We start from the raw sequence: 10,143 nt of genomic DNA, 5'->3' as shown, positions 1-10,143 counted from the left end.
TCGTAGACGCTCTCGCTCCGCTTGGTGAAGCCCGACAGGCCGCCGCCCTGGCGCAGCGTGCGGATGCGGTCGCGGCGCTCGGTGAGGATCTTGTGCGGGTAGCACTGGTGGCCGACGTCCCAGACGATGCGGTCGTCGGGGGTGTCGAACACGTGGTGCAGCGCCACCGTCAGCTCGACCACCCCCAGCCCCGAGCCGAGATGGCCGCCCGTGATCGACACCGCGTCGATCATCTCGGCGCGCACCGCATCCGCAACCGCCTGAAGCTCCGACTCCGGAAGACGCCGCAACGCCGCAGGAGACGGGACACGATCGAGAAGTGCACTCTGCTCGGGGGAAATCGCCACGGCATCAACCTCTAACGGATGGGATCGGTTTGACCGCCGAGCCTCAGGACATGTCGAGTGGGGCGACGCCCTCGGGCCGCCCGTCGGAGCCCAGCGTGATCCGCTGGATCCGCGCCTCGGCCCGCTTCAGCAGCGCCTCGCAATGCTTCTTCAGCACCTCGCCGCGCTCGTAGATCGCCACCGATTCGTCGAGCGGCACGTCACCGCGCTCGAGCCGGCGGACGATTTCCTCGAGCTGTTCCAGCGCCTTCTCGAAGGGCAGGTCGCCGGCGGCGGGGGCCACCTCGGGTCTGCTCGCACTCATCCCAGATACTTCCTTTGGGGGTGGTTGTACGGCGCGATCCCCGGTGCCCACAACCCAGGGGGCCAGTCCGCCGGCCGGATCCGCGTCGTTTTGGGGGCCGGCGGCGACGTTTGCGCCACACTTGGTTCACGTCAGCGCCAGGCAGAACGGCGTGCCCTCGAACGCGTCGGCGCCGCGACCGATGCGCGCGATCGCCGCGACCATGCGGCCGTCGCGGTCGAGCATGCGGTCGGCGATCGCCACGAACAGGGGGTTGGGCGTCGCCGAGGGCGAGGCGGCCCGCAGGGCGTCGGCGATCGCCGCCTCGTCGCGCTCCGGCGCCAGCGCGCAGGCCGCGATATAGGCGGCGGCCGTCGAGCGGCTGATCCCGGCATAGCAATGGATCACCAGCGGCTTCTCCCGCGGCCAGGTCCGGACGAAGTCGAGGACCCGGGCCACATGCTCGTCAGCCGGCAGAACGTGCCCGTCGCGCGCCGCGGCGATGTCGCTGACCCCGATGACGGCATGGTTCTCGGCGTCGATCACGGCCGGACGCTCCAGCGGCGTGCCGACATTGATCAGCGTGAGCACGTGGCTCGCGCCGGTGGCGGCGACGGTTTCGGGCAGGCGCGAGAGCGGACAGACGTGCAGGGTCGGCATGGTCCGGCGCCAGTGACCTGCGATCGTGACGGATCGAGGGCGGAAACCCGTCAGTTCGGGCACAGGGCGTGGAAGCGCGCGAGGAAGCGCGCCTCGGCCGCGGCGGTCGGCCAGGGCTCGGCCAGGGCCACCACCGGTTCGGGCAGCTCGACCGAACCGCCGAAATAGCGCTCGGCCTCGTCCCGGGCGAAGCCGGCGAGGCGCACCGCCTCGACGTGGGCGGCGATCCGGTCGGCCCGCTTCACCAAGCGGGCGAGCGCCGGCGACGGGGCGGTCAGGCCGAAGCGGCCGCGCACCGCGGCGAGCAGACGCAACTCGACGCCCCGATAGGCATCGCCGATGGCGGCCTTCAGCGGCGAGATGATGTCGCCCACGACATATTCCGGCGCGTCGTGCAGGAGCAGCTCGAGCCCGTCCCGGTCCGTGCAATCGGGGGCGAGGTGGCGGCCGACCGCCTCGACCAGCAGGCTGTGCTGGGCCACCGAGAAGACGTGCGGCCCGCGGGTCTGGCCGTTCCAGCGGGCGACGCGGGCGAGGCCGTGGGCGATGTCGGCGATCTCGATATCGCCGGCCGCCGGGTCGAGGAGGTCGAGACGCCGGCCGGAGAGCATGCGCTGCCAGGCGCGCGGCGTCCCGCTCACCGGGGCCGCCCCCGTTCGGCGCAGGGCCCGTGCCGGTGACAGCCGACGAGATGATCGTTGACCATGCCCACGGCCTGCATGAAGGCGTGCACGATGGTCGGCCCGCAGAAGGAGAACCCTTCCGCCTTGAGAGCCTTGCCGATCGCCCGGGAGACCGGCGTCTCGGTGGCGATCTCCGCGCGGGTCCGGGCGGTGCCCTGGATCGGGCGGCCATCGACGAAATCCCAGAGGAAGTGGGCGAAGCCGGGGCCCCGCTCCTCGATCCGCAGCCAGGCCCGGGCGCCCGCGATCGTGCCCTGGATCTTGGCGCGGTTGCGGATGATGCGGGCGTCGGCCATCAGACGCGCCACATCGTCCTCCGTGAAGCGGGCGATCCGCTCCGGATCGAAATCCGCGAAGGCGTCGCGAAAGCCCTCGCGGCGGCGCAGGATGGTGATCCACGACAGGCCGGCCTGGAAACCGTCGAGGATCAGCTTCTCGTACAGGGCCCGGCCGTCACGCTCGGGCACGCCCCATTCGGTATCGTGATAGGCGACATAGAGCGGGTCGAGGCCGGCCCACCAGCAGCGCGGGCAGCCGTCTGGATGTTCGATCAGGCCGGTCTCGGACATGCGGCCACGTTAACGAGAACAGGAGCGGAACGCCACCGCCGGAACGACGACCAAGCGGACTAGCTTCCGCGGTCGCTTCGACGGCCCGGGACGCGCCGCGGCCCCGCACGCCAATCCGCCGCCCTGCCCTGCGGTCTTACCCGGCCGCGCTCGTCGCCACGTCCGGCATCGGGAAGGTCGCGCAGGCGGGGCGCTCCAGCGTCACGGGGTGGTCGCCCGCAAGCGGGGTCTCGCCTGAAGCCAGCGCGTCGCCCAGGCGATCGAGGCGGACCATGGCGAGGCCGCGGTTTCCCGCGGCGCTGCCCGTGGTGCCGAGCACCTTGCCGCCGGCCGTGATCCCGGTCCCGGGTGCGGGCGCGGTGTCGGGGTAGGTCGCGGCGAGGATGCGGGTCCGGGCCGTGCCCCGGTGCTGCATCCGTGAGACCACTTCCTGGCCGACATAGCAGCCCTTGCGGAAGTCGACGCCGCCGAGCTGATCCATCAGGGCCTCGTGGGGAAAGGCGTCGCCGAAGGCATAGTCGCGTCCGCCCTCCGGCACGCCGAGGGCAATCCGGTGCGCGTGGTAATCGGCCTCCCCGGCGTCGGCCGAGAAGGCACCCGCGGCGGCGTAGAGCCGGGCGCCGAGATCGGCCGCGCGGGAATCGGCCAGAGCCTCGGCGGCGGGCGGCGTCGCCCCGGCCCAGGCGGCCGCGACCGCGACGGTCGGATCGACGGCAATCGTCGCCTGCGCACGCAGGCGGTAGAGCGTCAGGCGCTTGGCAAGGTCCGTCGCCCTGTCGGCCAGCACGTCCAGCCGGAAGCCGTCCGGGATCCGCGAGACTAGGAAGTCGAACAGGATCTTGCCCTGCGGCGTCAGCAGGGCGCCGAGGCGCGCCTCACCGGGCTGGAGCGTCTCGACATTGCAGGTCAGGACGCCCTGGAGCAGCGTCGTGGCGTCCGGTCCGATGACGGTGACCAGGGCGCGATCCGGCAACAGGGCGACGGGCATGAGGGGAAGTTCCTTGGCCAGAGGGCGGTCCGGCGTGCCGAACCGCGAGCCCGGGACGTAGTCGCTGACCGCTCCCGCCTCAACCGTCGCCGCTCACGTCCTCAATGCTGAAGGGTTGTGGTGAAGGCGCCCCCGCGGATGCGCTCCGGGAATCCTTCGGCGTAGCGGGCGGTGGCTTCCTCACCGTACGTGGTCACCAGTTCCTGGAAGGCCGCGAACAGGGCGGCCTGGGCCATGCAGTCACCGTCGAGACCATCGAGGCAGCCTTCCGCGAACGCTTCCGAGACGTAACTCAGCGCGACGCGTTTCTCCTCGACATCGACCTCGATGGGGGCGGTGTGAGAGCTGTGCTGCATGGCCCGATACTTCCATTGCGCCGGACACGGGGCCCGGCGGACACTGGATGATAGGCGGGTCCCGGCGGCTCGGCCAGCCGAGAATTTCGGATCGGTTAACGCGAGCGCTCAAATCCGATGTTTCGCCGGCATCGTCGGTGCGTGTGTTGCGCCTGCATCACCCCCCGAAACGCCCGGCCAGGGCATGCGACAGCCGGTCGCCCTCGGCGACGTACCGGGCGGCCGCCTCGTGGGCCGCCGGCGTGCAGACCCGGTAGGTCAGCGCGTAGCCGCGGTAGCCGCGATTGTAGGCGCCGGCCAGCCGGTCGCGGCGGACCGGCGTCACGCCCTCGGACTCGATCAGCGCCTTCATGCGGGCCGGCCAGTCGGCCGCATCCGGCGCGCCGCAGAGGCTCCGCAGGAAGGCCAGCGCCCCGATGATCTCGGACATGCGCATCAGGTCGCGGTCGTAGGGCGCGGGCACGTCCGCGGGGGCGGTCGCCTCCTTGGGCGCCTCCTTGGGTGCCTCCTTCGGGGCTTCCTTGGCGGGCGCGCCGCTCCGGCCGGAGCGCTGCTGCGCCAGGGCCGGCGCCGAAACCGGGCCGGCCAGGACCGCCAGCAGGCACAGGAGGGTCGTGGAGCGCCTCACGCCGTCGCCTCCCCGGCATGCAGCGCCACCCGCGCGAAGGCTTCGCGCAGGGTGTCGGCCAGCCCGGGCGTGGTCTGAAGGGTCGCGACCTCCGGCAGCGTCGCCCACCGGGTGCCCAGGGCCTCGGGCCCGGCCACCGGCTCGCCGCCGCACCACAGGGCGGCGTGCGGGTGGACGACATAGTGATGGCGGGCCCGGCCGGTCTCGTCCCGGACGATGATCTCGGTGGGCGAGAGCACGCCGACCACCTCCGCGGGCAGGCCGACCTCCTCGGACAACTCGCGCAGGGCCGCCTCGGCCAGGGATTCCCCCGCCTCCACGAGGCCGCCCGGCAGCGTCCAGACGCCGCGCATCGGCTCGTTGGCCCGCGCCGCCAGCAGGACCCGGTCGCCGCGGATCACCGCGATCGACGCGCCCACGAAGGGCCGGGCCGGGAACAGGCGGCTGTCGGCCTCCGGCGCGCCCGCACTCACGGCTTGCCCCCGTCGGGTGCCACGACGGCCACCCGCCCGTCGGCGAGGCCGACGAGCAGCCGCGCCGTCGCGCCCTCGCCGAGGACGACGATGCCGGTCTCGGCTGGAGCCGGCACGGGCAGCCGCGCCCGTTCATGCAGGCCGCCCTTGGCCGTCACGAAGGCGATCTCCGGGCGGCCCGCCACCGGCAGGACGAGTTCGGGGCTGCCGCCGGCCGGGGTGGTGACGGCGAGATCTGAATCGCCGTCGCCCGCGGCATAGCCCGCGGCCTCGCCGGCGGGCTCGATCCGGTCCGGCCGCAGCGTCCAGAGCTGCACGGTGCCCCGGGCGCTGACCGTCGCGGCCTGGAGGTCGCCCGCCCCGGAGAATTCCGCGATGCCGGCGATCTTCAAGGGCGGGCCGGGCTGGGGCGGCGTGCGGGCCGTGACGGCCCAGGGCGCGGCGGGGTCGCCGGCCGGCCGGTCGATCAGGGCGAGGCCGCCGGCATCCGCGCCGGACAACGTCGCCGCCAGGAGCGCTGGGCGACCGCCGAGGCGCAGCAGGCGCGGCCGCAGGGGCGCGAACACCGCTTCGCCCCCTGCCGACACCGTTGCGGTGGCCACGGGGACGGGCTTCGGATCGGTGCTGACCGCCATCGGCTGGCGCTCGCGAATCGTCAGGAATGCGGCGGCCGCGCCGCCATCGGGCGCGCGGCTGCGTCCGGTCAGATAGGCGCTCAAGGGCCCCGCGAGCGCCCGGCGCGAACCCGGCAGGGCCCCGCGCGGCGTCTCGGCGGCAGTCAGCCCCTCGACGGCCTCCTTGCCGATCGGCCGCACGGTGACGCTGCCCTCGGCCAGGGCGAGCACGGCGCCGCCCTCGTCGCCCCAGACCACGGCGATCGGTGCGCTCTCCTCGTCGCCGGCCTGCTGGCCGCCCGTCCGCTGGCTCCCTTTGGCGCCGGTGATCGGCAGGAGCCCGGAGGTCGCCACCGAGACCGCGGCCTCGCTGCGCGAGCCGCGCAGCGCCCGCACCTTGAAGGGCAGGTCGAGGATCCGGATCCCGGGTTCCGCCCGCGCGCCCGCAACGGGGGCCGCGGACAGCACGAGGCTCAAGACGAGGCCGAGCCGCATCCGGCCCGGCACCCGACGCGAGGCCGCCGCGTCCGAGGGAGCCCGCACCCTGGTCAAACGTGCTGACCGCCGTTGATGTGGAGTTCGGCCCCGTTCACGTAGGAGGAGGCCTCGGTGCACAGGAAGTAGATCGCCTTGGCGACCTCGTCCGGGGTGCCGAGCCGGCGCTGCGGGATCTGCTCGACGAGCCTCTCGGTACCCGGGGACAGGATCGAGGTGTCGATCTCGCCCGGCGAGATCGCGTTCACCCGCACCCCGAGCGGCCCGAAATCGGCGGCCATCTCGCGGGTCAGACCCGCCAGGGCGGCCTTCGAGGTGCCGTAGGCGGCGCCCGCGAAGGGATGGACGCGCGAGCCCGCGATCGACGTCACGTTGACGATCGAGCCCTTGGCCTGGGCAAGCTCCTCGCGCAGGCCCCGGGCCAGCAGGATCGTGGCGAAGAGATTGACCTGGAAGACCCGCTGCCAGACGTCGAACTCGGTGGCGAGGGCGCCGAGGCGCTGGCCCTCCGGGCCCTTCGGCGAGATGCCGGCATTGTTGACCAGCGCGTGCAGCACCCCGCCCTCGGCGGCGAGCCGGCCGCGCACCTCCTCGACGGCGCGGACCGTGTCCTGCGCGTCGGAGAGGTCGACCTGGAGATGGTCCTCGGGGCCCATCTCCCAGGGGCAGTTCTCCGGGAAGGCGTGGCGCGAGCAGGTGATCACCCGCCAGCCCGCGGCCGAGAAGCGTTTGACGGTGGCGTGACCGATGCCCCGGCTCGCGCCCGTGAGCAGCATGATGCGCCGGCGTTCGTTGACGGGGAGGGCCAAAGCCGTAAGCCTCGCTGGCGTTCCAAGGATCGCAGCCCGATCGGGCGCGGTGCGTGCCGGTGAGCCTCAATGGTCTAGGCGCACGGGAACCGGAAATCCAGAGCGCGCCGCGGGTCGGGGCGGCGGCAGGAGAAAGGAAACACATGGCCAGCGGGCAGACCAGCGCGGAGCGCATGCCGGAGATCCCGGCCGACGGACTGTCGGAGGCGCAGGCCGAGGCCGCGGCTTCGTTTCAGGCCGAGCGCGGCGTTCCGGTCTTCGGGCCGTTCGTGCCTCTCCTGCGCAGCCCCGAGCTGATGCTGTGCGCGAGCCGGATGGGCCAGTACCTGCGCTACGGCAGCGTCCTGCCGCTTCGGATCAGCGAGTTCGCGATCCTGGTGGTCGCGCGGGAATGGAGCCAGCCGGTCGAATGGGCCATCCATCACCCGATCGCCCTGAAGGCCGGGGTCGCCCCCGAGACCGCGCTGGCGCTGGCCGAGGGACGCCGCCCGGACACGATGAGCGCCGACGAGGCGCTCGCCTACGCGTTCTCGACCGAGCTGATGCGCAACCGCGCGGTGAGCGACGCGACCTACGCGGCCCTGGTGGCGCGGTTCGGCGAGCAGGGGGCGATCGACCTCACCGGCATCAACGGCTACTACGCGCTCCTCGCCATGACGATGAACGTCGCCCGCACGGCCTTGCCCCCGGACGGGCCCGGGGCGCCGCCGCTGCCGCCGCTGGTGGGATAGGATACGGAGGCCGCGTTCGCGCCGGCTTCTCGTGCCGGGACCGGGCGCCGGGCGCGCCGCGCGGCGGCTCCCCCGAGCGCCGCGATCCCGCACCGCTTGTGGCGCCGGCCGCTTCGGTCTAACCGTCCTCCCCGTGCGGGCGCCCGACATGCCGCCCGCCCATTCCCGAAAACCCGGCCGGACGAGAGCCATGGTCGCCCATATCCGCGCCGATTCGGCGCCCAAGCCCACCGACCCGGCGCTTGCCGGCGCCCGGATCCTCGTTGTCGAGGCGCGCTACTACGACGCGATCGCCGACGAGCTCCTCGCCGGCGCCCGCGCGGCCATCGCGGCCGCCTCCGCGCAGGCCATCGTGGTCACCGTGCCGGGGGCCCTGGAGATCCCCGCCGCCGTGGCGATCCTGCTCGACACGGGATCCTACGACGCCGTGGTGGCGCTCGGCTGCGTCATCCGCGGCGAGACCGGCCACTACGACATCGTCGCCGGCGAGAGCGCCCGGGCGCTCATGGACCTGTCGGTGCAGCGCCGCGTGCCGCTCGGCAACGGCATCCTCACGGTCGAGACCGAGGCGCAGGCGCTCGCCCGCGCCCGGGTCGCCGAGATGAACAAGGGCGGTGGCGCCGCCGAGGCCGCGCTCGGGGTGCTCGCCCTGAAGCGCGCGGCCGAATCCGCCCGCCCGCGATGACGGATACCGCAATGACCGGGACCACCGACACCCAGCCGGAGACCGGCGCCGAGGCCGCCGGCACGGCCGCCAAGATCAGCCCGCGCAGCGGCGCGCGCCTGGCCGTGGTGCAGGCGCTCTACGAGATGGACATCTCCGGCAAGGGCGTGCTCGACGCGCTCGCCGAGTTCGAGGCCTTCTGGATCGGCCAGGAGGTCGACGGGATCGCCCATCCCCAGGCCGAGACCGCCTTCTTCCGCGACCTGCTGCGCGGCACGGTCGAGGAGCAGCGGGCCATCGATCCGAAGCTCGACCAAGCGCTCACCCAGGGCTGGCCGCTGCGGCGCATCGAGATCGTCCTCCGGGCGATCCTGCGCGCGGGCGCCTACGAGCTGATGTTCCGCCGCGACGTGCCGGCGGCCGCGGCGATCTCGGAATATGTCGACGTGGCCCACAGCTTCTACTCGGCCGACGAGCCGGGCCTCGTCAACGCCGTCCTCGACCGCGTCGCGCGGGAGGTCCGGCCGGGCGAGGTCGGGGCCCCGAAGGCCTCCGGCAAGCCCGGGTCGTCCAAGCCTCTCCCCGGCAAGTCTTCGGGCGACAAGTCTTCCGGCGACAAGTCGTCCACCGGGAAGGCCTGAGCCTTGGCCGGGCCGGCCCGCGCCTCCGAGGAGGGGCTGATCGCCCGGTACTTCGCGCCCCTCGCCGGGCCGGGCGCCGACGGGCTCCGGGACGACGCCGCCACGCTGACGCCCGCACCGGGCCATGACCTCGTCCTCACCGCCGACGCGGTGGTGGCGGGCATCCACTTCTTCGCGGAGGATCCGCCGGCCTCGATCGCCCGGAAGGCCCTCGGCGTGAACCTCTCCGACATCGCCGCCAAGGGCGCGGTGCCGCGCGGCTTCCTGCTCACGCTGGCGCTCCCCGACGACTGGACGGAGGACTGGCTCGCCGGCTTCGCGGCGGGACTCGGCGCGGCGGCCACGGAGGCCGGCTGCCCGCTCCTCGGCGGCGATACGGTCCGGTCCGGCGGGCCGGCGCTGATCTCGGTGACCCTGATCGGCGAGGTGCCGACCGGCGCCATCGTCCGGCGCCACGCCGCCCGGGTCGGCGACCGGATCTGCGTCACCGGCACGATCGGCGACGCCGCCCTCGGCCTGCGGCTGCGCCTGGAGGCGGCGGCGCCCTGGGCTGCCGGCCTCGACCCGGCGCTGAAGGCCGCGCTGGCCGACCGCTACCTGCACCCGCGCCCGCGGCTGGCCGCCGCGCGGGCGGTCCGGCGCCACGCCTCGGCGGCGATGGACGTGTCCGACGGCCTCGCGGGGGACCTCGCCAAGATGCTGGGCGCGGGCCGCACCGCCCGGGTGGCGACGTCCGAGGTGCCGCTCTCGGAGGCCGCCCGGCGCGCCTGCGCGGCGGAGCCGGCGCTGATCGAGGCGGTCCTGACCGGCGGCGACGATTACGAGATCCTCTGCACCGTCGCGCCGGAGCGGCTGGAGGCCTTCCGCGCCGAGGCCGCGGCGGCCGGGATCGCCGTCGCCGCCATCGGCACCGTCACCCCGGGCGACGGGCCGCCGCGCTTCGACATGCCCGATGGCGCCGAGCGCGTGTTCACGGCCGGGGCCTTCAGCCACTTCTGAGATCCGGGTCGTCCGGAATCGTGCGGCGATGGGGCTGAGGGCTCCGACCCGATGCCCGACCGGGCGCCGGACCTCGTCGCTCGTCTGCGCGACGACCGGGAGATCCCGCGGGCGACCGGATCCGGCCATGCCGGGCGCCTGGGACACGGCACGCCGCGGCACGCATGGCAGATCGCCCTGGATCCCCCTGAATCGCCGGCGCG

15 protein-coding genes are annotated in these 10,143 nt (G+C 73.8%); 4 read left to right on the top strand and 11 right to left on the bottom strand.

Annotated elements, in window-relative coordinates:
• The 11 genes from BLT59_RS28135 to BLT59_RS28085 all read right to left on the bottom strand — a co-directional run.
• Positions 1–341, bottom strand: a 341-nt coding sequence (locus tag BLT59_RS28135) for a 1-deoxy-D-xylulose-5-phosphate synthase N-terminal domain-containing protein (protein ID WP_280141092.1), incomplete at its 3' end; no start/stop codon positions are given.
• A gap of 49 nt (positions 342–390) precedes the next feature.
• Positions 391–651, bottom strand: a complete 261-nt coding sequence (locus BLT59_RS28130) for an exodeoxyribonuclease VII small subunit (protein ID WP_012320922.1) — start codon at positions 649–651, stop codon at positions 391–393.
• 126 nt (positions 652–777) lie between these two features.
• On the bottom strand, positions 778–1,290 hold the full coding sequence (locus BLT59_RS28125) for a tyrosine phosphatase family protein (protein ID WP_091788886.1): 513 nt from the start codon (positions 1,288–1,290) through the stop codon (positions 778–780).
• A gap of 50 nt (positions 1,291–1,340) precedes the next feature.
• A complete protein-coding gene (locus tag BLT59_RS28120; RefSeq protein ID WP_091788895.1) occupies positions 1,341–1,901 on the bottom strand; it encodes an HD domain-containing protein in 561 nt (186 codons plus the stop codon).
• A gap of 26 nt (positions 1,902–1,927) precedes the next feature.
• Entirely contained in the window at positions 1,928–2,542 is a 615-nt protein-coding gene (locus BLT59_RS28115; protein ID WP_091788883.1) for a DNA-3-methyladenine glycosylase I, read from the bottom strand.
• 136 nt (positions 2,543–2,678) lie between these two features.
• Complete coding sequence (locus BLT59_RS28110) at positions 2,679–3,530, bottom strand: CAF17-like 4Fe-4S cluster assembly/insertion protein YgfZ (RefSeq protein WP_091788880.1); 852 nt, start codon at positions 3,528–3,530, stop codon at positions 2,679–2,681.
• Between the two features lie 101 nt (positions 3,531–3,631).
• A complete protein-coding gene (locus tag BLT59_RS28105; protein WP_012320917.1) occupies positions 3,632–3,886 on the bottom strand; it encodes a hypothetical protein in 255 nt (84 codons plus the stop codon).
• Positions 3,887–4,043: 157 nt separating this feature from the next.
• Positions 4,044–4,514, bottom strand: coding sequence for a TIGR02301 family protein (locus tag BLT59_RS28100; protein WP_091788877.1), 471 nt, complete (start codon positions 4,512–4,514; stop codon positions 4,044–4,046).
• The gene (locus BLT59_RS28095; protein WP_091788875.1) at positions 4,511–4,987 is read right to left on the bottom strand and encodes an NUDIX hydrolase; all 477 of its coding nucleotides are present in this window, start codon (positions 4,985–4,987) and stop codon (positions 4,511–4,513) included. Before BLT59_RS28095 ends, BLT59_RS28100 begins: the two co-directional genes overlap by 4 nt.
• The gene (locus tag BLT59_RS28090) at positions 4,984–6,144 is read right to left on the bottom strand and encodes a hypothetical protein (RefSeq protein WP_244514187.1); all 1,161 of its coding nucleotides are present in this window, start codon (positions 6,142–6,144) and stop codon (positions 4,984–4,986) included. The genes BLT59_RS28095 and BLT59_RS28090 overlap by 4 nt, the downstream gene beginning before the upstream one ends.
• Before the next feature lie 5 nt (positions 6,145–6,149).
• Positions 6,150–6,872: an SDR family NAD(P)-dependent oxidoreductase gene (locus BLT59_RS28085; RefSeq protein WP_091788892.1), complete on the bottom strand. Its 723-nt coding sequence runs from the start codon at positions 6,870–6,872 to the stop codon at positions 6,150–6,152.
• Between the two features lie 176 nt (positions 6,873–7,048).
• On the opposite strand from BLT59_RS28085, the gene BLT59_RS28080 reads away from it, so the two are divergent.
• From BLT59_RS28080 to thiL, 4 genes are all read left to right on the top strand, one after another.
• A complete protein-coding gene (locus BLT59_RS28080) occupies positions 7,049–7,636 on the top strand; it encodes a carboxymuconolactone decarboxylase family protein (protein WP_091788869.1) in 588 nt (195 codons plus the stop codon).
• 190 nt (positions 7,637–7,826) lie between these two features.
• Complete coding sequence (gene ribH / locus BLT59_RS28075; protein ID WP_091788866.1) at positions 7,827–8,321, top strand: 6,7-dimethyl-8-ribityllumazine synthase; 495 nt, start codon at positions 7,827–7,829, stop codon at positions 8,319–8,321.
• A gap of 11 nt (positions 8,322–8,332) precedes the next feature.
• Positions 8,333–8,941, top strand: coding sequence for a transcription antitermination factor NusB (gene nusB, locus BLT59_RS28070; protein ID WP_091788863.1), 609 nt, complete (start codon positions 8,333–8,335; stop codon positions 8,939–8,941).
• Between the two features lie 3 nt (positions 8,942–8,944).
• A complete protein-coding gene (thiL, locus tag BLT59_RS28065; RefSeq protein ID WP_091788859.1) occupies positions 8,945–9,940 on the top strand; it encodes a thiamine-phosphate kinase in 996 nt (331 codons plus the stop codon).
• The last annotated feature ends 203 nt before the right edge of the window (positions 9,941–10,143 follow it).

The organism is Methylobacterium sp. UNC378MF, assembly GCF_900103195.1.
Taxonomy (GTDB): Bacteria; Pseudomonadota; Alphaproteobacteria; order Rhizobiales; family Beijerinckiaceae; genus Methylobacterium.
The sequence above is the reverse complement of the archived record's forward strand: the minus strand, read 5'-3'. Positions and strand labels throughout refer to the sequence as shown.